This is a genomic window from Paralysiella testudinis (assembly GCF_016894345.1).
Classification (GTDB): Bacteria; Pseudomonadota; Gammaproteobacteria; order Burkholderiales; family Neisseriaceae; genus Paralysiella; species Paralysiella testudinis.
On sequence record NZ_CP069798.1, the window covers coordinates 1,797,399 to 1,818,147 of the forward strand.

General features: G+C 47.7%; 27 protein-coding genes and 2 pseudogenes. 19 read left to right on the plus strand and 10 right to left on the minus strand.

From position 1 onward, the window contains the following. Nucleotides 1-169: 169 nt before the first annotated feature. The 3 genes from JQU52_RS09265 (at nucleotide 170) to JQU52_RS14875 (ending at nucleotide 2,480) form a co-directional block, all read left to right on the plus strand. Complete coding sequence (locus JQU52_RS09265; RefSeq protein WP_230338218.1) at nucleotides 170-1,771, plus strand: hemagglutinin repeat-containing protein; 1,602 nt, start codon at nucleotides 170-172, stop codon at nucleotides 1,769-1,771. Nucleotides 1,772-1,944: 173 nt separating this feature from the next. Next, on the plus strand, nucleotides 1,945-2,424 hold the full coding sequence (locus tag JQU52_RS09270; RefSeq protein WP_230338219.1) for a hypothetical protein: 480 nt from the start codon (nucleotides 1,945-1,947) through the stop codon (nucleotides 2,422-2,424). Then, a complete protein-coding gene (locus tag JQU52_RS14875; RefSeq protein WP_407947593.1) occupies nucleotides 2,373-2,480 on the plus strand; it encodes a VENN motif pre-toxin domain-containing protein in 108 nt (35 codons plus the stop codon). Before JQU52_RS09270 ends, JQU52_RS14875 begins: the two co-directional genes overlap by 52 nt. Here JQU52_RS14875 and JQU52_RS09275 read toward each other — a convergent pair. From JQU52_RS09275 to JQU52_RS09290, 4 genes and pseudogenes are all read right to left on the minus strand, one after another. Further along, a pseudogene (locus JQU52_RS09275) lies at nucleotides 2,471-2,692 on the minus strand (transposase); the annotation flags it as partial. The gene JQU52_RS14875 and the pseudogene JQU52_RS09275 sit on opposite strands and share 10 nt — an antisense overlap. Further along, nucleotides 2,692-3,333, minus strand: coding sequence for a DDE-type integrase/transposase/recombinase (locus tag JQU52_RS09280; protein ID WP_328301411.1), 642 nt, complete (start codon nucleotides 3,331-3,333; stop codon nucleotides 2,692-2,694). The gene JQU52_RS09280 and the pseudogene JQU52_RS09275, both read right to left, overlap by 1 nt. Before the next feature lie 318 nt (nucleotides 3,334-3,651). After that, entirely contained in the window at nucleotides 3,652-4,371 is a 720-nt protein-coding gene (locus JQU52_RS09285) for a hypothetical protein (protein ID WP_230338221.1), read from the minus strand. Continuing rightward, a complete protein-coding gene (locus tag JQU52_RS09290; protein ID WP_230338222.1) occupies nucleotides 4,299-4,643 on the minus strand; it encodes a transposase in 345 nt (114 codons plus the stop codon). Before JQU52_RS09290 ends, JQU52_RS09285 begins: the two co-directional genes overlap by 73 nt. 79 nt (nucleotides 4,644-4,722) lie before the next feature. On the opposite strand from JQU52_RS09290, the gene JQU52_RS09295 reads away from it, so the two are divergent. The 4 genes from JQU52_RS09295 (at nucleotide 4,723) to JQU52_RS09310 (ending at nucleotide 7,056) form a co-directional block, all read left to right on the plus strand. Beyond that, entirely contained in the window at nucleotides 4,723-5,349 is a 627-nt protein-coding gene (locus tag JQU52_RS09295) for a hypothetical protein (protein ID WP_230338223.1), read from the plus strand. 19 nt (nucleotides 5,350-5,368) lie between these two features. Beyond that, a complete protein-coding gene (locus JQU52_RS09300) occupies nucleotides 5,369-5,767 on the plus strand; it encodes a hypothetical protein (RefSeq protein WP_230338224.1) in 399 nt (132 codons plus the stop codon). Nucleotides 5,768-5,939: 172 nt separating this feature from the next. Then, nucleotides 5,940-6,704, plus strand: a complete 765-nt coding sequence (locus JQU52_RS09305; protein ID WP_230338225.1) for an IS5 family transposase — start codon at nucleotides 5,940-5,942, stop codon at nucleotides 6,702-6,704. Nucleotides 6,705-6,741: 37 nt separating this feature from the next. Then, on the plus strand, nucleotides 6,742-7,056 hold the full coding sequence (locus JQU52_RS09310; protein ID WP_230338226.1) for a hypothetical protein: 315 nt from the start codon (nucleotides 6,742-6,744) through the stop codon (nucleotides 7,054-7,056). 17 nt (nucleotides 7,057-7,073) lie between these two features. On the opposite strand, the gene JQU52_RS14710 is transcribed toward JQU52_RS09310, so the two are convergent. Further along, entirely contained in the window at nucleotides 7,074-7,199 is a 126-nt protein-coding gene (locus JQU52_RS14710; RefSeq protein WP_268866612.1) for a hypothetical protein, read from the minus strand. A 54-nt stretch (nucleotides 7,200-7,253) separates the two neighbouring features. Between JQU52_RS14710 and JQU52_RS09315 the strand changes: the two genes are divergently transcribed. The 9 genes from JQU52_RS09315 (at nucleotide 7,254) to JQU52_RS09355 (ending at nucleotide 13,032) form a co-directional block, all read left to right on the plus strand. Further along, a complete protein-coding gene (locus JQU52_RS09315) occupies nucleotides 7,254-8,081 on the plus strand; it encodes a hypothetical protein (protein ID WP_230338227.1) in 828 nt (275 codons plus the stop codon). Beyond that, nucleotides 8,082-8,441 (plus strand): hypothetical protein, encoded by a 360-nt coding sequence (locus tag JQU52_RS09320; protein WP_230338228.1) that lies wholly within the window; start codon nucleotides 8,082-8,084, stop codon nucleotides 8,439-8,441. A gap of 135 nt (nucleotides 8,442-8,576) precedes the next feature. Further along, nucleotides 8,577-9,209, plus strand: a complete 633-nt coding sequence (locus JQU52_RS09325) for a VENN motif pre-toxin domain-containing protein (protein WP_230338229.1) — start codon at nucleotides 8,577-8,579, stop codon at nucleotides 9,207-9,209. A gap of 35 nt (nucleotides 9,210-9,244) precedes the next feature. After that, nucleotides 9,245-10,009, plus strand: coding sequence for an IS5 family transposase (locus JQU52_RS09330; RefSeq protein ID WP_230338230.1), 765 nt, complete (start codon nucleotides 9,245-9,247; stop codon nucleotides 10,007-10,009). Nucleotides 10,010-10,154: 145 nt separating this feature from the next. Continuing rightward, on the plus strand, nucleotides 10,155-10,508 hold the full coding sequence (locus JQU52_RS09335) for a hypothetical protein (RefSeq protein ID WP_230338231.1): 354 nt from the start codon (nucleotides 10,155-10,157) through the stop codon (nucleotides 10,506-10,508). A gap of 4 nt (nucleotides 10,509-10,512) precedes the next feature. Further along, nucleotides 10,513-10,668, plus strand: a complete 156-nt coding sequence (locus tag JQU52_RS09340) for a hypothetical protein (protein ID WP_230338232.1) — start codon at nucleotides 10,513-10,515, stop codon at nucleotides 10,666-10,668. A gap of 228 nt (nucleotides 10,669-10,896) precedes the next feature. Next, a complete protein-coding gene (locus tag JQU52_RS09345) occupies nucleotides 10,897-11,280 on the plus strand; it encodes a CDI toxin immunity protein (protein WP_230338233.1) in 384 nt (127 codons plus the stop codon). Nucleotides 11,281-11,425: 145 nt separating this feature from the next. Next, the gene (locus tag JQU52_RS09350; RefSeq protein ID WP_230338234.1) at nucleotides 11,426-11,929 is read left to right on the plus strand and encodes a VENN motif pre-toxin domain-containing protein; all 504 of its coding nucleotides are present in this window, start codon (nucleotides 11,426-11,428) and stop codon (nucleotides 11,927-11,929) included. Between the two features lie 455 nt (nucleotides 11,930-12,384). Beyond that, entirely contained in the window at nucleotides 12,385-13,032 is a 648-nt protein-coding gene (locus tag JQU52_RS09355) for a DDE-type integrase/transposase/recombinase (protein ID WP_328301413.1), read from the plus strand. Here JQU52_RS09355 and JQU52_RS09360 read toward each other — a convergent pair. Further along, nucleotides 12,932-13,444 (minus strand): annotated as a pseudogene (locus JQU52_RS09360) (SLC13 family permease); the annotation flags it as partial. The gene JQU52_RS09355 and the pseudogene JQU52_RS09360 sit on opposite strands and share 101 nt — an antisense overlap. A 339-nt stretch (nucleotides 13,445-13,783) precedes the next feature. Between JQU52_RS09360 and cysK the strand changes: the two are divergent. Next, a complete protein-coding gene (cysK, locus tag JQU52_RS09365; protein WP_230338236.1) occupies nucleotides 13,784-14,719 on the plus strand; it encodes a cysteine synthase A in 936 nt (311 codons plus the stop codon). Between the two features lie 115 nt (nucleotides 14,720-14,834). Continuing rightward, the gene (locus JQU52_RS09370) at nucleotides 14,835-15,317 is read left to right on the plus strand and encodes a prokaryotic membrane lipolipid attachment site family protein (protein WP_230338237.1); all 483 of its coding nucleotides are present in this window, start codon (nucleotides 14,835-14,837) and stop codon (nucleotides 15,315-15,317) included. Nucleotides 15,318-15,409: 92 nt separating this feature from the next. Here JQU52_RS09370 and JQU52_RS09375 read toward each other — a convergent pair whose 3' ends face one another. The 4 genes from JQU52_RS09375 to JQU52_RS09390 all read right to left on the minus strand — a co-directional run bounded on the left by JQU52_RS09375 (nucleotide 15,410) and on the right by JQU52_RS09390 (nucleotide 19,490). Next, a complete protein-coding gene (locus tag JQU52_RS09375) occupies nucleotides 15,410-15,715 on the minus strand; it encodes a porin family protein (RefSeq protein ID WP_230338238.1) in 306 nt (101 codons plus the stop codon). A 156-nt stretch (nucleotides 15,716-15,871) separates the two neighbouring features. Continuing rightward, complete coding sequence (locus JQU52_RS09380) at nucleotides 15,872-17,491, minus strand: sulfatase-like hydrolase/transferase (RefSeq protein WP_230338239.1); 1,620 nt, start codon at nucleotides 17,489-17,491, stop codon at nucleotides 15,872-15,874. A 52-nt stretch (nucleotides 17,492-17,543) separates the two neighbouring features. After that, a complete protein-coding gene (locus JQU52_RS09385; protein ID WP_230338240.1) occupies nucleotides 17,544-18,554 on the minus strand; it encodes a 2Fe-2S iron-sulfur cluster-binding protein in 1,011 nt (336 codons plus the stop codon). Between the two features lie 123 nt (nucleotides 18,555-18,677). Next, nucleotides 18,678-19,490: a basic amino acid ABC transporter substrate-binding protein gene (locus JQU52_RS09390; RefSeq protein WP_230338241.1), complete on the minus strand. Its 813-nt coding sequence runs from the start codon at nucleotides 19,488-19,490 to the stop codon at nucleotides 18,678-18,680. 348 nt (nucleotides 19,491-19,838) lie between these two features. On the opposite strand from JQU52_RS09390, the gene panC reads away from it, so the two are divergent. Beyond that, nucleotides 19,839-20,675, plus strand: coding sequence for a pantoate--beta-alanine ligase (panC, locus tag JQU52_RS09395; protein ID WP_230338242.1), 837 nt, complete (start codon nucleotides 19,839-19,841; stop codon nucleotides 20,673-20,675). Nucleotides 20,676-20,749: the final 74 nt, after the last annotated feature.

The following is a 20,749-nucleotide window of genomic DNA, read 5'->3' on the forward strand; positions in this document are numbered from 1 at the left end:
ATTCTTGAATCCGACATTTGGCTGTAACCCGTTAAAAACACCATAAATGTTGAAACTAAAGCGCCTATGATTATTGGTATTGTCAGCAACAAGCAACACCAAAATCTGCGGATTAACTACCGCAGATTAAGTATTGCTGCCTGTAATCAAATCAGTCAAAACAAGCAAGTTGAACTTACACAATACAAAAATCCGGCATCATGGGTACCGGCGCTATCGGCGTGTTTATCGGCAGCAAAAAGACACCACCGACACCGCAGACACCACCCTCATCCACAGCGGCAGCAGCGTAGGTAGCCTCAAAGGCAACACCACCATCGTGGCCGGCGGCACCTACACCCAAACCGGCTCCACCGTTGCCGCCCACCAAGGCAATGTCGACATCCACGCCAAAGCCGTCAACATCAGCGCTGCCCAAAACCACTACGCCAACGAGCACAAGCACACCTTCGAGCAAAAAGGCATCACCGTTGCCGTTAACGTACCCGTGGTTAATGCCGTTCAAGGTGCCATCGGCACCGCCCAAGCCGCAGGCAAAATCGGCCAAAGCAAAAACGACCGCGTCAACGCCATGGCGGCGGCCAATGCCGCTTGGGACGGCTATCGATCTGTCGGCGCATTGTCAGACATTGCCAAAGACCCCAAAGCAGCCCTTAGCCAAGATGTCAGCGTCTCTATTACCTACGGCCAGCAAAAGAACACCCAACAAACCCAAGTTCAAGGCCACCAAGCCCAAGCCAGCCAAGTGATTGGCGGCGGCACCGTCAACATCAGCGCCACCGGCGGCGGTAAAGATTCCGACATCAACATCATCGGTGCCGACATTGCTGGCAAACAAGGCACCCACCTGCAGGCCGACAATCAAGTCAACCTACTGGCTGCCGGGCAAGAACACAGCGAACACAGCCAAAACAAATCCACAGGCTTTAATGCCGGGGTGGCTGTCAGCTACGGCCAGAGCGGTATGGCCTTCGGCTTTACCGCCGGCGGCAACTACGGCAAAGGCCATGGCAACGGCGACGAAACCACCTGGCGGCACAGCCAAGTGGGCGATGCCGGCAGCCGCACCACCATCCACAGCGGCGGCGCCACCAACATCAAAGGCGCCCAAGTGATCGGCAAAGGCGTGGGCATCGATGCGGCCGAGCTCAACATCGAAAGCCTACAGAACACCGCCCAATACAACAGCAAACAACAAAACATCAGCGGCCAGATAACCGTAGGCTACGGCGCTTCAGGCAGCGCCAACTACAGCCAAAGTAAAATGAACGCCGACTATGCCGCGGTGAGTCAGCAATCCGGCATCTTGGCCGGAGACGACGGCTACCAAATCAACATCAAAGGGCATACCGACCTCAAAGGCGGCCTGATTACCAGCACCGCCCAAGCCGAAGCCGAGGGTAAAAACCGCTTCAGCACCGGCACCCTGAGCCACAGCGACATTGCCAACCATGCCGAATACAAAGGGGAAAGCTTCGGTATCGGCGGCAGCGCCACCGTCGGCGGCAGCAACCTTGGTCAAGGCAGCAGTAACAGCACACCCGGTTTAATGACTGCCGGCCAAAGCAACAGTGCCGGTAAAACCATCGGCTACGGCTCGGACAGCGGCAGCCAAAGCAGCAGCACCAAGAGCGGTATTAACACACAAAACATCATCATCACCGATGAGGCTGGGCAACAACAGCGCAGCGGTAAAACCGCAGCAGAAACCATTGTCGCGGTTAAAACCGACATCACCACCGACAACCATGCCAACACGCAGGCTACCTGAAGAATAACTTTGATAAGGACAGCGTACAGAAAGAGCTGGATCTGCAGCGCGAGGTTACCCAACAGTTTGATGCCAACCGTCAAGCCGCCAAAGCTGAGATCAACACCAAAATCACCACCGCCAAAGCCGACCTCGAAGCGGGCCGATTATCGCAGGCCGAATACGACAGCCAAGTGAAAAACCTGCAAGGATTGGGTTTGGCACTGGATACCGTTGCCGCAGGCCTGTACAGCCCCAGCAACAGCGTGGGCGGCTCCCTCGCAGCAGCCGCGAGCCCGGCAGCAGCACAGCAAATCGGCGACTACTTCAAAAACCTGGCCGCAGAAAACCCAAACGGCAAACTGAACAGCGAGCAACAAACGGCCTATATACTGGCACACGGCATATTGGCGGCAGCCACCGCCGCAGCGGGCGGCAATGATGCCCTAAGCGCCGGCATTGCAGCGGGCACAGCCGAAGCGGCGGCACCCAAAATGGCGAAGTGGCTGTATGGTACGGACAATCCGAACAAACTGAGTGCGGAGCAGAAAGCCACCGTCAGCAGCATAACCGGGCTGGGTGGGGCGTCTGTGGGTGCGGTTGGGGAAGTAATACTGCGGATGTGGTTTCAGGCAGCCAGGTGGCGCAGAATGCGGTGGAGAATAATTATTTAACTGCCGTTCAATGGGTTTCGATAGAAGCTGAATTTTTACGATGTAGTCACCCCTGAAGAATCCATTCTTCCCGACTCTCTCCCACCCACCCCATAAGCCAAAAATACAACCACGCCAGTAATTTGCGCAGGTTGTAGGCAGCGGCAGCCAGAATCGGGTTCAAACGGTTGCCTGCTTCCCCTTTCAGGTGGTTTCTGCCCATACGGTTATCCGCCTTTAAGTGGCCTATTATCGGTTCTATTGCTGCTCTGCGTTTCATCCATCTTTTCATACTGCGGCTCGCTGTTTTCGGAATCTTACCGACCAGATGGATGATAGGCTTGCCCGATCCGTTTTGTTGATGTCCCCGGTATCCTTGGTCATGTTAAGACCCATAATCTTCTGGAATGGATTTTCACGAAACAATTCAGGCTCTAGATTATAGCAATCTTCCAAAGCCTGCCAAGGCGTTTTGTACTTCAACGACCGTAAGGGGCGTTGATGGTTGTAATACAGCAAAAATACCATCAAGTGCCGTTTAAGTTCGTCAGGATGCTCATAGTGGAAGCGTTTGACCGTTACCTCTTTCAGCATCTTGTTGGTAATCTCCACCTGCCCGTTCGTCCATGGATGACGGAATTTCGTGGTACGGTGCTCAATGCCCAAATGCCGGCAAAGCTCGTCAAACGGATGCTCCTTATCAGGCCGTTGTGCTTGGCTCAGCAAGTTGTAGGTAAACTGCGCACCGTTGTCCGTTAGGATATGGGTGATTTTAAACACACAATCTTGTTGTAGGTTGCGCAGAAAAGAAACGGCGGTTTTCTGCGTCATACGCGGATGAAGTTCTGCATAAACATATTTGGTTTTGCGGTCGATGGCGACAAACAGGTACAGCTTGCCGGTTTCACAACGCACCTCGGTGATGTCGATATGGACAAAGCCAACCGGATATTGTTTGAATGTTTTTTACCTTTTTGGCCATCGGATTCATTCTTGGGTAAGCGCGACAATCCGTGATGTTGCAAGCACCGGTGCAGATTGGAGCGGCTCAGCTTTGGAATATTGGGCTTGAAGATGATATACAGCTCGTCCAATGACAGCCGCAGATGTCGCCGGACGGTACAGATTGCCTGCTGCTCCGATTCGGTCAACACGCTGGGGCGGGTTTTGGGGCCGGACTTTTTATCTTCGACCGAATCTGCGTGTTTCCAGTAGAGAACGGTTTTGAAATTAATATTGTATTTTTAGCTAACGCTGCGATGCTCTCTTCAGACTCTTGTATTTCTTTTCTGATTCTAGGCGTAGTCTTGGCGTTACCATGCAATATGCTTGCCATAAGTCGGTCTCTTTTAATTGGGGTAATGATACTCCATAAAATTCAGGGACTAAACAATTACCGAATTCGTATTTTTTGTGTGCTTTGCCTTTGCCGATGCAATGCACTGCGGTTTCATGCCAACTGTAGATTTTGTTGGTGTCGCCGGTTTGTTGTCGGTAAATCAGTCGGGCGCGATCCAATAGGCTTTGTAGGGCTTGATCGGTTTGGCTGCCTTTGCGTTCCAGTTCGCGAATGATGCGGCCAAGGTAGTTTTTTAAAGTTTTGCAGGCTTTGTTGGCACGTTTGTATTGGCGGGCATGACGATAGCGGTTGTTGAGGATGAAGGCTTTCTTGCCGCTGCGCGCATAGCTTTGGCGTAAGGGAATATTGTGCTCTTGAGCGGCTTTGACCAATACTTGCCGGGCTTTGTGGTAGAGCTTGGCGTCTGTGGGAAAGGTGATGTTCTTTTCTTGTACGGTGGTGTCGACGTTGATGTGGTGAAATTCGCTGGGTTGGATGGCACCGCTTTCTTGGGCTGTGCGCAGTGTTTCAATCAGTAGGGCTTCGGCTTTATCTCCTACCCGCCGGCGCCATTTGACCAGTGAGGTGGGGTGTAGGGAAGTTGGTGCTGTAGGAATGAGTAGCCGCAAAAATATTGCCAGTAGGGGTTTTCCAGCCAGCGTACCAATACGCTTTCATCGCTTTCGTCAAAGGCGTGTTTGAGGTAATGCAGTCCGGCCAAAAGGCGGGTGGGTAGCGGCGGGTGGCCGGGGCCGGTGGTGTAGACGGTGTCGATTTGGGTGGCGATTCTGTCCCAGTTAATCTGATGCGCCAGTTTAACCAATGGGTGGCTCATGTTGATGATTTGGGACAGCTGTAATTGGAATAGGTCGGGGTGGTTGTCCGTGTGTTTGGGCTTCATAACTGCAAGGTTTTTGGGGTAGATTGGGGGTTTCTTGCAGTTGATTATAGTGGATTTTGAGCGTTTGTTTAATTAAATCATGAGGGTGGGGATTCTTCAGGGAGGACGATGTAAGACACAGGAGTGTAAAGACAATGCAGCAGAAAAATCACGTAAATTAAATCAACAGCAAGATAAAGAACTAGCCGATGCTGTACGTAAAGCAGCCAAAGGGGATACACGAGATTTAATATTTCTTCATAAAATTCATAATGATGATGTAAATAACCGAGAAATATTGATTAGTACAATCAGGAAAAACTACCCCGAACTGACTTATGAACAGATTCTGCAAAAAGCTGATTTTTACCAAAAAGAAGCAATCAAAAATCCTAACTGGGGTTGGGAAAATGCTTTAATTCGTGTTCAATCAGCTCATCCTACGGAGTTTTTAGCAGCTGCCACCAACCTTTCTAAAGATATTTATGATTTTATAAAACCCAGCGGTGCTGGAGGTAGCACAGCAATTTTGAATGCTAAAAAATCTAATCAAGCGAAAGGGGAAAAAGGAACAGGGTTGAGAGGAGGGAGCAAAAAAGATAGAGATAAATGGTATGGTTATAATGACAAAGAATTTCAACGATGGTGGCACCGAGAAGGAAAAACAGATTTTGGTGGAAAAGATATTGACAATTCCAATGAGGCAAAAGCAGCATGGGAAGCATAGATTAATTTAGGAAAACCAAATGTTAAGTAAAAAAACTATTGGAAATATAAGCAATAATTTAATTTCTATTGATGAAAAAATTCAAATTATTTTAGATTTAGCGGAGGAGAGAAATCCTGAGATATATCCAATCATTCTAGAATTGATAGATAATCCTTTGTATAAAAATAAGATAGGAAGTCTAATTTATGCATTGAGAAATTACCCTCCTAATCCATTATTTCAAAAAGCGGTTGACTGGATAATTACAGGTAATTTTGAAGTCGCGCATGAAGCATTTGAAATTGTAAATAGCATTGATCAAATTAATGGAGAAGATGTATTATTATCTTATTTAAAAATACAAAAAGCAATCATACACAATAAGGATGATTGGAGAGCTGATATATTAAATGAATTAATGGAAATGTTTGAATAATTAACTTCCAATTTAATAAAATAAAAACACATAAATTACCGGAATGGCACCTTGGATAAGAAACAAAATGTAGAAAGAACTAGGGTCTGTTCACAATTACTTGTCATACCCTTGAATAAAAAAGAAACGCAGGCATAAAAGAAAGTTCTCACCCCCCCCCAATACACCTGCGATGCCCCGTACACTACTCAAAGATGAACATTGGACGAAGCTGTTACCTATTCTGCGTGATTTGGGTATTTATAGCAAACCCAATTTGCGCAGAATTCTTGAAGGCATACTTTACAGAATAAGAACCGGCATACCGTGGCGGGATTTGCCCGAGTATTTCGGCAAGTATCATACTGTTTATACCGCTTATAACCGTTGGTCAGAAAAAGGCATTTTTACTGCAATCTTGAAACAGCTCAGCCAAGAGAGTGACTTGGAGTGGGTAGCCATAGACGGCAGTTATATCCGTGCTCACCAACACTGCGCCGCAGCCTCAGCGCTCAGTGCGCAAGAGGATCGCGCAATCGGTATGAGCCGAGGCGGCAGAACCAGCAAGATTCATCTGGCTGTAGATGCTGCAGGCAATCCGGTTGAGGTTATCGTTACTGCGGGCAATATCCATGATGTCACCGTTGCACCGGAGCTGCTTGACAACATCAACCTTACCGAAACTGAGTTGGTTAATGCGGACAAAGGTTACGATTCAGACCGGCTCAGGGAGCAAATAGAGCAAAGCGGTGCGAAAGCCAATATTCCCTATAAAAGCAATAGGGAAGAGAAAAATAAAGACATGGACTGGTATTTATATAAAATCAGGCATTTGGTAGAGAATGCCTTTTGCCGTTTGAAACATTTCCGAGCGATTGCCAGCCGTTACGATAAGCTGAAACGCAACTTCCACAGTACGGTTTTATTGGGGTGCATTGTGATGTGGCTACCTTTATGACAAGTAATTGTGAACAGGCCCTAATGAATATATAAAAATGATCAAATATAAAGATGATACACCTGCAACTTATTTCGTTGGAATTCAACAATTAGGGTATATGCTTGTAAGCATAAATTCCCACATAGCTATAGGATGTTTAAAAATCTTAAATAATAGGGTAACTAAAAATAACTTCAAATACATTAAACCGATTATTATTGTATTAATATTTTTGGAGTTCTATTTATTTAAAAGTTTATTCACATTTGATTTTTCTTTAAATAAAAGTTCAATCACATTTATTATGGGAATAACTATTTTTATTACTTTTTTATCTAAAAATTGGTTTCCATATTGGGATGATGAATAATAATTAAAGTTACTCATTTACTTATCAGAGATGGCAATATCATCACCGATGAAGCCGGGCAACAGCAGCGCAGCGGCAAAACCGCAGCAGAAACCATTGTCGCGGTTAAAACCGACATCACCACCGACAACCATGCCCAACACGCAGGCTACCTGAACAACAACTTTGATAAGGACGTAGTTTTAAACGAATTAAATTTGCAAGTTAAAGTAACTAAAGAGTTCCGCCAGAATGCTTTTTCTGCCATAAATCAATACACACTGCCAAAACAGGCGGAATTACGTGAACAAATCAAGCAAGCTACATCTGAGGAAGAGAAAACCAAAATTTATAATGAAATTTATAAATTGCAATATCAAAAGCGGTTTTTAGAAACCTTGGTTGGGATTGTAGCGGGCACACCGGATGCGGCTATCACGCAAGGCACATTACAGTTGGCCGCAACGAAAATGCGGGAGGAGAGCTTGGCTAATTCAAGAAAATTTCCAAAAATTACAGATGGAAAAACCACCTTGAATAATGTTTCTTATGATAGTGGTTATTTTGATGGTGTAAAACTAGGTGGCGTGAGAATTGATTTAGATGCGATTTGTGGATTAAATGATGAAAGATGTACCCGAAAAGAAGATGGTTCTTATCTATACAAAGGTGATAATGATAAATTAAAAACATTAAATGATGCCATTGATCCATCGAAAAATCCAGATGCTGGACGAATGTATGGATTAACCGGAGGTTTCCAAGCGGTTAAAGGTGAGATGTTTGGTGCATACATACCGGGCAGTTGGAAGGATATGCTTGTAGAATCTTTTGCTGGATCGCATGATTACCAAGGAGGTCAAATATGGAATCTGTATGATAAACAGGGTAATACTAGCAGGGGTAGAGATAAGGAAGGTAATTACGACAGAATTAGCTCTTCCATAACTGCAGCTGTAGCTATCCCCACCTCCGCACCATTTGCATTATCAGATTTAATATCCCCAGATACATTACAGATTATTTTAAAAATTGGAGGGAAATAAATGAAACAATTTTTTTTTAAAATTTCTGCATTCGGGCTGGTTTGTTTTTTATCAGCTTGTAATGGATGTTGGACACCAATGCCGGTGGTGAGCTGCGGTGGTTTGAAAACGAAGTCTAACGTTGACTCTTACATAAAAAAAGATATTCCCCATGAGAAAAAAATTTTAGATATTCAAGAGTGTTTGGGGGATGACTATAGTGAAAATATTCCAACCAAGGGTGGAAATATTTTTACTCCATTAAGAAAAAAATATAACGATGAAATTAGAGGAGATATAAGAATATCTAATTTTGATAGTTGCATGAAAGATAAAGGTTACATATTTTATGAAAAAATAGATGGAATATCTAATCAATAAATTTTTCTTGGATATATATGATTATCTGGCGGTAAAATATTCCGCCAGAATGCTTTATCTACGTGGGTTGCCGCAGGCAACAATGCCCTCACCGCCGGTCTGGCCTCCGGTGGTGCGGAATTACTGACCCCCACTTTGGCCAAAACCCTGTACGGCAAAGACACTAAAGACCTAAGCCCGGAAGAAAAAACCACCATCAGCTCACTGTCTGCACTGTTTGGTGCGGCGGTAGGTGTTGCCGGTGGCGGAATGGCGGATGTGGTTTCAGGCAGCCAAGGGGCGCAGAATGCAGTGGAGAATAATCAGCTTAACTATTATCAATCTAAAGCTTATGACCGAGAACTAAAACAATGCGCTACTGCACAAAATCCAAAACAATGTAGAGAAGATATTAAAACAAAGTACCAAAATAAATCAGACGAAAAACTTGCATATTCTATTTACGTTTGCTCCGATGCAGCTCGTTCTGCTGAATGTCATGCTATTCGCAAGCAAAATGAATATGATGTAGCTAGACTAAAGCAAGAATATGAACAAAATAAAATAGATATTAAGCCCGTCTGGGATCCAGTTGTAGGCTATACAGAAGCTGATCTACATTTACGCTCAATAAGTGTCGAGGCTGCTGCTAAATATTGGTTAAATACCGGTAGTGCAAAACCACTTTCAGAATGGATGGAGGAACAGGGATATTCTTTAATTTCAGGTATTAGGGTCTGTTCACAATTACTTGTCATACCCTTGAATAAAAAAGAAACGCAGGCATAAAAGGAAGTTCTCACCCCCCCCCCAATACACCTGCGATGCCCCGTACACTACTCAAAGATGAACATTGGACGAAGCTGTTACCTATTCTGCGTGATTTGGGTATTTATAGCAAACCCAATTTGCGCAGAATTCTTGAAGGCATACTTTACAGAATAAGAACCGGCATACCGTGGCGGGATTTGCCCGAGTATTTCGGCAAGTATCATACTGTTTATACCGCTTATAACCGTTGGTCAGAAAAAGGTATTTTTACTGCAATCTTGAAACAGCTCAGCCAAGAGAGTGACTTGGAGTGGGTAGCCATAGACGGCAGTTATATCCGTGCTCACCAACACTGCGCCGCAGCCTCAGCGCTCAGTGCGCAAGAGGATCGCGCAATCGGTATGAGCCGAGGCGGCAGAACCAGCAAGATTCATCTGGCTGTAGATGCTGCAGGCAATCCGATTGAGGTTATCGTTACTGCGGGCAATATCCATGATGTCACCGTTGCACCGGAGCTGCTTGACAACATCAACCTTGCCGAAACTGAGTTGGTTAATGCGGACAAAGGTTACGATTCAGACCGGCTCAGGGAGCAAATAGAGCAAAGCGGTGCGAAAGCCAATATTCCCTATAAAAGCAATAGGGAAGAGAAAAATAAAGACATGGACTGGTATTTATATAAAATCAGGCATTTGGTAGAGAATGCCTTTTGCCGTTTGAAACATTTCCGAGCGATTGCCAGCCGTTACGATAAGCTCAAACGCAACTTCCACAGTACGGTTTTATTGGGGTGCATTGTGATGTGGTTACCTTTATGACAAGTAATTGTGAACAGACCCTAGCCCGCGCTTTATTAAATTACCTAATTCGGTAAAAAATAAAACAATATCAGAACCCACTAAAAATACAGAAAACATAACTTCTAATACTGCACCTATTAGTAATTTGAATGTTGATGGAGAAATGGTTTCAGTTCCTCAAAAAATAGCCCAAGGTGCGATAAGGGCACAAACATATCAGAAGAATTGGAATGAAGCTAATTTATCAACTACTTTAAGAAGATTTGTAGGAAATAATCCTAAAATTTCATATACCTCCTCGGGAAAGAAAATTTATCATGGCAACAATGGCATCAGAGTAGTTCAAGATTTAAATGGTAATTATTTTCGGATTGAAGATACAAAGCTATCAGGTTCACGGAAATATTTAGACTTAAATGGGAATGTACCAAATAATAAGATCTCCCCTAATGGTAAGCAACAAGGTAGAACTCCATCCAAGTACAACGAAGTTACCCATTTTAGAATAAAGGAATAATTCCATGAAAATGATGATAGTACCTCTTTCTAAAGATGGATTAGAGAAATTAAATTTTAATTGTTATACCAGTGAAGATGTATATCAATTAACGTTAACTGATATTGAAATTGATACTTTATTTGCAATCGGTTTTTCCAACACATCAACCAAGCTTTAAATATATACATTGATGATTTTGAAGATACAGAAATTATTGATTATAGAAAATTGCTTATCATGAAAAATATAGTAGGGGATTATTTAAGAAAGCATGATGAATTTCATCACATCTATCAAAGTATATATAAATTAATTTGTCTTGCATTAGAAAAAGAAACAGGATTATTTTTCTTTTTCTAAAATAAAGACTTTCAAACTATTTTTAAGCAATTGAATAGGTAGAATTATGTCATTATTTCAAGAATGCAAAGATGCATTATCTGCTGATATAAATATCATAGATGATAAAGAGCAATCTAAATTTATTTTAAACTTACTTAATGAGTTTTTAACGTCATATGGAACAATTAACTGTAACAAATTAATGTGTACAGATTACTTGAATATTGAAAATGTATTAAATAGTTTTAAAGATTATACTTATAAAGTCTATGTAGTCGCTGATGACTCAGATATCCCAATTTTTCAAACTAATTTAAAATTAGCATTAGAAAATTTTTATGATGTATCTGCATTATCGTCAAAAATTTTCATTTTTAATGAAAATGAAATATTTTTTCCTTTATTTCCAAATGAATTTATTCGATATGGTCTTTTGAATCCAAAATAAGCTAAGCTTTAAACTGAACAGCGAGCAACAAACGGCCCATATACTGGCACACGGCATACTGGCGGCAGCCACCGCCACAGCCGGCGGCAATGATGCCCTAAGCGCCGACCTTGCAGCGGGCACAGCGGAAGCGGCGGCGCCCAAAGTGGCGAAGTGGCTGTATGGTACGGACAATCCGGACAAACTGAGTGCGGAGCAAAAAGCCACCACCAGCAGCATAACCGGGTTGGGCGGAGCGGCTGTGGGTGCGGTAACGGGAAGCAGTACTGCGACGGATGCGGTTTCAGGCAGCCGGGTGGCGCAGAATGCGGTGGAGAATAATAATCAGGCGGCTGCACTCAGGGTTGTCGGTGTTCCTGCTATTGCAGCAATTTATTGTGCGGTAGATAAGTCATGTGCCAGCGCTACAGATGCCTTTAAAGATATCTTGGCTGAACAAATGGCTGAGACGCAGCGCGAAAGAGATGCAATATTTGCAGATACGTTGAAAGATAAAGGTAATAAAGATAAAGGAACTGTTTCAACAGAGGGTGGTACCAGTACTGCTACCCCATCACCGCCACCTGAGGATGACCAGCAAGATCATAGCTCAATTGATCATATTGTTAAAAATAGTGATGGTAGTTATGTGGGTAATGTAAGTGTTTAGTCCCTGAATTTTATGGAGTATCATTACCCCAATTAAAAGAGACCGACTTATGGCAAGCATATTGCATGGTAACGCCAAGACTACGCCTAGAATCAGAAAAGAAATACAAGAGTCTGAAGAGAGCATCGCAGCGTTAGCTAAAAATACAATATTAATTTCAAAACCGTTCTCTACTGGAAACACGCAGATTCGGTCGAAGATAAAAAGTCCGGCCCCAAAACCCGCCCCAGCGTGTTGACCGAATCGGAGCAGCAGGCAATCTGTACCGTCCGGCGACATCTGCGGCTGTCATTGGACGAGCTGTATATCATCTTCAAGCCCAATATTCCAAAGCTGAGCCGCTCCAATCTGCACCGGTGCTTGCAACATCACGGATTGTCGCGCTTACCCAAGAATGAATCCGATGGCCAAAAAGGTAAAAAACATTCAAACAATATCCGGTTGGCTTTGTCCATATCGACATCACCGAGGTGCGTTGTGAAACCGGCAAGCTGTACCTGTTTGTCGCCATCGACCGCAAAACCAAATATGTTTATGCAGAACTTCATCCGCGTATGACGCAGAAAACCGCCGTTTCTTTTCTGCGCAACCTACAACAAGATTGTGTGTTTAAAATCACCCATATCCTAACGGACAACGGTGCGCAGTTTACCTACAACTTGCTGAGCCAAGCACAACGGCCTGATAAGGAGCATCCGTTTGACGAGCTTTGCCGGCATTTGGGCATTGAGCACCGTACCACGAAATTCCGTCATCCATGGACGAACGGGCAGGTGGAGATTACCAACAAGATGCTGAAAGAGGTAACGGTCAAACGCTTCCACTATGAGCATCCTGACGAACTTAAACGGCACTTGATGGTATTTTTGCTGTATTACAACCATCAACGCCCCTTACGGTCGTTGAAGTACAAAACGCCTTGGCAGGCTTTGGAAGATTGCTATAATCTAGAGCCTGAATTGTTTCGTGAAAATCCATTCCAGAAGATTATGGGTCTTAACACAGCACAAACACAAAGGTTTTACGGTCTTTTTGGCGATCGAGGTGATCCATCATGCCTAGAGCCAGCGGCAGCATCATGGCGGCGGTGGCGGTGTTGCTGATCCACATCGACAAAAAGGCGGTAACCGCAAAAATCAGCAGCACGGCCAGCATCATATTGCCGCCGGACAAGGAAATCAGCCATAGGGCGATTTTACGGTCGAGCTTTTGGATGTGCAGTGCGGTGGCCAAGGCAAAGCCGCCGAAGAAAATAAAGATAATCGGGTCGGCAAAGCTGCTTAAGGCGGCTTTGGTGTCCATTTCCGGAATGCCGCTCACGGCGGCCAAAATCGGCACCATAATGGCGGTTACGGTGATGTGCACTGCTTCGGTAAACCACAAAATGGCCACAAACAGCAAAATGGCCAGCCCTTTATTGGCATTGGCTTCAAACGGCAGCACTGCATACAAGATATAGGCCGCCAGCGCTGCCACCAGCGTGATGGCCACGCCTTTCAGGTTGCCTTTGGGCATTAGCGTGGTGAGTTGTTGGGTATTGTCGTTCAAGACAAATTCTCCTTTATATTCAAAAAATAAACTTAGGGGCTTGTAGGATTGGTGCTGCCAAAAGTTGCGCTTGGCGGCATTTATGCGCCCAAATAATGCAAAGAAAAGCGAAAGTATAATAATAACGGTAAGGAATCAACAGTAAAAAATGCAAATAGGCTTGATTTAAATCAGCCCTAGGCCAAATTGGCGCAGCTTATAGCCGCAGGTTGTAAACAAGTAGCCATAAGTTCTTTGGCTTTTAATGGCACTAGGCTTATTATGGCCGCATGGTATTTTGGGCTTACTAGAATTAAGGACAACATCATGAATATTGCAGGCAGCATTACCGATTTAATTGGCAACACCCCTTTGGTGGAATTGAAAACCCTAGCCAAAGGTTTGCCGGGGCGGGTGGTGGCTAAACTGGAGTTTTTTAATCCCGGCAGCAGTGTAAAAGACCGCATTGCGGTGGCGATGATAGACGCGGCGGAAAAAGCCGGCAAAATCAAGGCGGACACAGTGATTGTGGAGCCCACCAGCGGCAACACCGGCATCGGCTTGGCCATGGTGTGCGCGGCGCGTGGTTATAAATTGGTGATTACCATGCCGGAAACCATGAGCAAAGAGCGGCGCATGTTGTTGCGTGCCTATGGCGCCGAGCTGATTTTAACCCCCGGTGCCGAAGGCATGGGCGGCGCCATTGCCCGTGCGCAAGCGCTGGTGGATGCTAATCCCGAGCAGTATTTTATGCCGCAACAGTTTGAAAACGCCGCCAATCCCGAAGTACATCGGCAAACCACCGCCGAAGAAATTTGGCGCGATACCGACGGCACGGTGGATATTTTTGTCGGCGGCGTAGGCACTGGCGGCACCATCACCGGTGTGGGCGAAGTGCTGAAAGCCAAAAAGCCCACTGTAAAAGTGTATGCGGTGGAGCCGGAAGCCTCGCCGGTGTTGTCGGGCGGTGTCAAAGGGCCGCATCCGATTCAAGGTATCGGCGCCGGTTTTGTGCCCAAAATTCTGAATACCGATGTGTACGACGGCGTGATTCAAGTGCCCAACCAAGCCGCTTTCGATACTGCCCGTGCCATGGCCGCGCAAGAAGGTGTGCTGGTGGGAATTTCTTCCGGCGCGGCGGTGTGGAGTGCGCTGGAGCTGGCCAAAAAGCCGGAAAACGCGGGCAAGCTGATTGTGGTGGTGATTCCGTCTTACGGCGAGCGCTATTTGTCTACGCCGTTGTTTGAGGATTTGGCGTCTTAAAAATATGCGCTTTGGTATAAAGTGCGGTAAAATAGCGCGAAATAATGCAAACAGGCCGTTGTAATACGGCCTTGTTTGTTCCGCTTCTTAAGTCCAATAGCGTGATACCACAATCATGAAAACACAAATCTCTGTACTTGTTCTTGTGGCCGCATTAAGCGGCTGTAGCTCTGTTTATGTGCCCAAAATCGTTGAAGTACCGGTGAAGCCGACTACGTCTGTGCAAACACCACCGGCAGGTTATCGCTTGGCTGCCAGCCACTGGTCGGACGTGTCGAAAATCCGCGATGAGGCCACGCGCTTGAGTTATCAGGTATCGCAGGGCCAAATCACCAAAGCACAAGCGGCGCAGTATCTGGATCGTTTCCGCATCAATTTGGTGGGACGCAATGCGGTAGACGATGATATGTACCAGATTTACCTTCGCTCTGCGGTAGACAGCCAGCGCGGTGCCATCAATACCGAACAATCTAAGCTGTTTATCCAAAACGCCCTGCGCGGCTGGCAACAGCGTTGGCCGAATATGCAAAGTAAACCAGCCAACCCCGCATTTACCAACTTCCTGATGGAAGTGATGGATATGCAGCCGTTAAAATAAAACGGATAGGGTCATACTTAAAGGCTGCCTGAAATCTTTAGTTTTGTAGAAGCTAAAGATTTCAGGCAGCCTTTTTTGTGAATCGCAGAAAGTTAGCGTGTAAACACGCTGTTTTCTTTGCGTTGGCGCATATAGTCGCGGGTGGAGCCGTTATAGCCGGTGGGGGCATTTTGTTCGGTTTGCCAAATCAGTTGGTTGCCGCTGCTGCCCAAAGGATGGCTGCCGCGCAGGCCGATGTAGCTGCCGTTGTCGACAACGCCGCTGCGGCTGTGCTTATCCAAAGCGTTGTTTTGGCTGCGGCTTACATTAAAGCTGCTGTTGATTTCGCCGTAGAGGGTGGTTTCGGCCACGGCCAAGGTGGGCAGTAGGGCGATGAACAATAAGGTGCTTGTTTTCATGGTATTAATGGTATGGGTTGATTGGGTGCAGTGTAGCAAAAAAGGGTGTCAAAATCTGTTCAGGCAGCTTAAGAGCTTGTTTACAATATTTTGTTGTGCCGTGCCTGCACCTGTTTTGGCACTAAAATTTTGTTACAAACAAGATCGTAAACGGCTCTAAGGATGGTGAATATCCGCCAAAGGTGGCGGGTCGTCCGCCAGTTCATCGGCACGACGCCAACGGGCGCCGAAGTCCAATACGCGGATATCGGTGTCGGCCTTGGGGGCAAAAAAATCATATTCGGCGGCAAATTGCGGGCTGCGGATGCCCAGCCATTGCGCCAAGCCTGATAACAGATGTTCGCCGCTGCGCTGTGCCGGATTGCGTTGTTGGTTTTGTTGGTCGCTATTGATGATGGCCAGCGGAATGTGATAGTTCTGCCGGTAGCGGTCGTTGTGGCGCAGTACGCTGGCTTCGATTGACAAGGTGTTTTTGTCGTAGGTGTTTTTATCGTGCGACAGGCCGTGGTCGCTGAAATACAGCATGCTGTAGGGCTGCCCGGTTTTTACCAGCAGGGTGTCGATATCGGCCAGCAGGGTGTCGGTGGCGCGAATGCTGTCGATATAGCAGTTGGTGTTGGCATTGCTGCTGTAGTGTAGCGGCGGCTGCGTTAGGCGGTCGCAGGGGTTGGGATGGGAGCCGAGCAGGTGCAGCACAATCAGGCGGTTTTGTTGCGGGGGTAATGGCTGCTGTAAGGTTTGTTGCAGCAGCGGCAGCAATTCGCTGTCGTAGGTTTTGTGGCCGAAATCGTAGCCGGTGGTTTTCAGAAAATGCACTTCATCGGCTTTATGGGCAATGGCGGAAATGGAGGTGTCGTATTTGCCCAAAGCGCCTTGATTGGATAGCCATACGGTGTGCATGCCGGCGGCTTTAGCCAAACTAACCAGATTGTTTTGGATTTGGAAACCGCCGTTGTGGTTGAGGTTAAGCCCGTAGAGTAGGGAAATCGGGGTGTTGGGGCCGGGTGATAGCTGGTTTTCCATCACCAGATTGGCGCGGCGGCGCAAAAACGGGGTGTTGTCGATTTTAAAGCCGTACAGCGACATATAATCCGCACGCACGCTTTCGCCAATCAGCAGTACATAGTTGCGGTAGGGCTGCTGGGTGGCAGTGACTTGCCAATCGTGCGGCAATTGCAAATCGTGTTGCAGCTTGTTCAGCTCGGCAAAATAGGCTTTGGGCATCAGGTAGCTGTCGGCCATAAATTCCAGCGGCACCACACGCAAGGGAAAGCCGTTTTGTTCATAGGATTCGCGTGCGGTGGAAAAGGCCATGGCGGCAATCACTGTGCATAATGGCAAGAGCCAGCGCCAGCCAAATTTTGGTGCGGCAATGCGCCCGGCCAGCCGCGCCAATGCCACCAACAACAGGCTGAACACCACGGCGGTGATATAGACGCGCCAAGGAATGGTTTGCAGGTATTCGCCCGCTTCGCTGGCGCTGGTACTGATTAAGGAGGCGATAATCCCAAAGCTCGGGCGGCCGTAAAGCGCGGCGGTGGGGTGGTAGAGCAACACCACCAGCGCACTGATGTAGAGCAAGGCTTGCAATAGGCGCGGTGAGAGCCGGTGCAGCACCAGCCAGAGCAAAAACGTTTCGATAATGCGGTTGGGATTGAGCGGGTAGCGCAAGGCGTAAATGGCCAATGCGCTTAAAAAGAAAAAAGCCGTTACCAATAGGGCATATTGCTGTTTGGCGGATAGGCGTTGTAATAAGGCGGAGGGTTTTGAAAACATGGGTATTGTGTTGATGCTGCAAATAAGATTTCGATAAGGTTGTTTGGGGCAGTCAATGCCCGGCCGGGCTGAAGCTGTCGGCAAAAAAAGCGTTTTCAGGCAGCCCGTGTTTGTGGGTGAATAAATAGCGTGCTGCGGCCACCATGGCCGGATTGCCGCAGGCATACACTTCATGGCCGCTTAAATCGGGATAGGTCGCCGCCGCGCCATCTTGCACATGGCCGTAAGCGCCGGGCCAATCGGCAGCGGGGCGCGACAGCAGTAAACTCAAACGGGCATGTGGCAGCTGTGCCAACAGCGCTTTTGCTGCGGCCAGTTGGTAAAAGTCGTGCTGTTCGCGCACACCCCAAAACAGATGCAGCGGGCGTGTGCTGCGCTCGGCCAATAGCTGCAACAACAGGCTTTTAATCGGGGCGAAACCGGTGCCGGTGGCCAGCATAATGATGGGTTTGGCACTTGGGTTGAGGCCGAAGCTGCCCAAGGGGCCTTGCAGGCGCACAATGCTTTTTTCACCCATGCTGCCGTTGAATAAAGGGGCGGAAAAAATGCCGTTTTCGTGTTGGCGCACATGCAGCTCAAGCAAGCCGGTGTCGCCGGGGCCGTTGGCAATCGAGTAGCTGCGCCGTTGTGCTTGCGGCAGCAGGATGTCGACGTACTGGCCGGGCTGGAAAACAAACGGTTTTTGGCGTGGTAAGGCCAGCTGCACCACGGCATTACCCCCTTCGATGGTGATTTGCTGAATTCGTGCCGGCAGAATTTGCGCAGGTGCGGCGTCGGCACCGGCGTAGTGGGGCATGGACACGCACACATCGCTTTGCGCCACGCTGCAACACAGCAAAATATCACCCAATGCCTTATCGGCGGCGTTTAAACCGGGTAAATCTTCGCTGCCCAAGGGCGCCACCTGTCCGCTGAGCAGCCGCGCTTTGCAAGAGCCGCAGCTGCCGCTTTGGCAGGCATGGGGCAAGGGCAGCCCTTGGCGTTTGGCGGCGGCGAGCAGGTTTTCGTTGCTGGCAGCGGTAAAGTGTTCATTGCTGGGCAAAACGGTGATGCGGTGGTTCATGACGGTGTGGCGGTAAGGTAAAAAGAGGCCATCTTATCTTATTGTGTATGGGGTGTGCGAATCTGTTTGCTGCGCCCAATAAAAAAACCAGCCCGTAGGCCGGTTTTTTCAGGCAGCATAGGCTTACTGCGCAAAGTATTTTTTGTGGATTTCCATGTATTCGCCGCTGTCGCGTATTTTTTGCAGTGATTCATTCACTAGGTTCAGCGTGGCGGTGTCGCCTTTGCGCACGGCAATGCCGTAATGCTCCACTTCAAAGTCGGGCACGGTAATCATGCTAAAGCCTTTGTCACCGTTGTTTTTGATGTAGTTGCCCACCACGGCGCTGTCGCTAATTACCGCATCTACGCCGCCGCCTTCCACTTCTTTTAATACCAGCGGCAGGCTTTCAAAACGCGCGATTTTGGGGCTGGTGGCACCCAAGATTTTCTGTGCGGCCAAGTCGCCGGTGTTGCCGGTAACCACGCCCACGCGGTTCATGTTTTTAAGGTCATCCACCGATTTGATGTCTTTGCCTTTGGGCACCAACACCACTTGGGTGATTTCAAAGTAGGGGGCGGAAAAATCCATGCTTTGGCGGCGCTCATCGGTGATGGTGACGGCAGAAGCCAGCATGTCGAAGTCGCCATGGTTGAGGCTGGCAAACAGGCCGTCCCAAGGCTGGTTTTTGAAGCTTACTTGGAAGCCGCCGGCTTTGGCCATGGCGTTGAGGATGTCTACATCAAAACCTTCGATTTCACCGCCCGCGCCTTGCGATTCAAACGGCGCAAATTCGGCATTCATCCCCACGGTGTAGGTTTTGCCTGCGGCGGGGCTGTTGGCGGCGGCAGAAGCGTCTTTGCCTGCATCGGCAGTGGCACTACCTTGGCCGCCGCAGGCGGCCAGCATCAAACCGGAACAGGCCACGGCAGCGGCCAACCATTTTTTCATGTTCATTGCGTTGTTCTCCTAAAAAAACCATTTGCGAACATGTTTTCAGGCAGCCTATTGTCTGTTTCGAAAAGATGTGCGCACAAAAATAAAATTTTAACATAAATTGCTGCACTGCAAAACCAAGATATAGGACTGCATAGCGGCGGGTGTGGTGTAAATGGTTCAGGCTGCCTGAAATGAGCTGGCTGGAGGTTTGTGATATAAAATCAATCCATTAAAAATTATTGGCTTCGTGTTGGCTTTGATAGTGCAGCTGCGGGGTACGGGCGCTGTGCTTAGGCGGCGGCAGTGTTATAATTGCGCGTTTGTGGTTTAAGCAATCCAATCAATTTGAATCGGGTCGTATTTATTATGCAAATCATTCATACCGTTGCCGAGCTGCGGCAATGGCGTAAACACGCCGGCAAAGTGGCTTTTGTGCCCACCATGGGCAATCTGCACCAAGGGCATTTGGCGTTGGTGCGCGCGGCGCGCCAACATGCCGATGCGGTGGTGGTGAGTATTTTTGTCAACCGCCTGCAATTTGGCCAAGGCGAAGATTTCGACCGCTACCCGCGTACCTTGCAGGAAGATGCCGACAAACTGAAAGGCGAGGGCGTGGCGGTGGTGTTTGCACCAGACGAGCGCGAGCTTTATCCGCACGTATCGCAAGACTACAATGTGGAGCCGCCGCATTTGCAAAACGAGCTGTGCGGCCGCTTCCGCCCCGGCCATTTCCGCGGTGTGGCCACGGTGGTGACCAAGCTGTTTAATATTGTGGCGCCCGATGTGGCCTGTTTTGGCAAAAAAGACTATCAGCAGCTGGCGGTGATTCGCGGCTTGGTGGCCGATTTGAATTTCAATATCGACATTGTGCCGGTGGACACCGGCCGCGCCGAAGACGGCTTGGCTTTGTCCAGCCGCAACGCCTATCTAACGCCGGCAGAGCGGGCGCAAGCACCGCAAATGTATGCCATGCTCAGCCAAATGGCGGCGCAAATCCGCGGCGGGCGGCAAGACTACGCCAACCTTGAAGCCGTGGCAGTGGCCAATATGCAGCAGCAAGGCTGGCAGGTAGACTATATCGAAGTGCGCCATGCCGATACGTTGGCGGTGGCACATGCGGGCGACAAACAAGTGGTGATTGTGGCGGCGGCGCGGCTGGGCAAAACTCGGCTGATTGATAATATTGAAGTGAACCTGGATTAGCGCCTGTTGACAGGCATGGCTTGAACGGCCAACTGTTTTCAGGCAGCCTTGGGTAAGCAAATGGCTTATTTTAT